The sequence below is a fragment of the Bradyrhizobium sp. BRP19 genome (genome assembly GCF_020194195.1).
GTDB classification, from domain to species: Bacteria; Pseudomonadota; Alphaproteobacteria; order Rhizobiales; family Xanthobacteraceae; genus Bradyrhizobium; species Bradyrhizobium yuanmingense.
Genome location: NZ_JADYVZ010000178.1, coordinates 1 through 419, shown reverse-complemented (window position 1 = coordinate 419; position 419 = coordinate 1). Strand labels below are relative to the sequence as shown.

At 55.6% G+C, this 419-nt stretch carries 1 protein-coding gene; it reads left to right on the top strand.

From position 1 onward, the window contains the following. On the top strand, nt 1–419 hold a 419-nt coding region (trpA, locus tag I6F36_RS39075), incomplete at both ends, for a tryptophan synthase subunit alpha (RefSeq protein WP_225173302.1).

The following is a 419-nucleotide window of genomic DNA, read 5'->3' as shown; positions in this document are numbered from 1 at the left end:
GGGCTACTACAACCCGATCTATATTTACGGCGTCGAAAAGTTTCTCGATGATGCGCTGACATCCGGAATCGATGGCCTCATCATTGTCGACCTGCCGCCGGAAATGGATGACGAGCTCTGCATCCCGGCTCTGAAGAAGGGTATCAATTTCATCCGTTTGGCCACACCGACGACAGATGAAAAGCGCCTGCCGACCGTTTTGAGGAATACGTCGGGCTTCGTCTATTATGTCTCGATGAACGGCATCACCGGTTCCGCCTTGCCGGATCCGTCGCTGATTTCGGGCGCAGTCAAGCGCATCAAGGACCATACCGATCTGCCCGTTTGCGTCGGTTTCGGCGTCAAAACGGCTGAACACGCAAAGATCATCGGTGCTTCGGCCGACGGCGTCGTCGTTGGCACCGCAATCGTCAATCAGG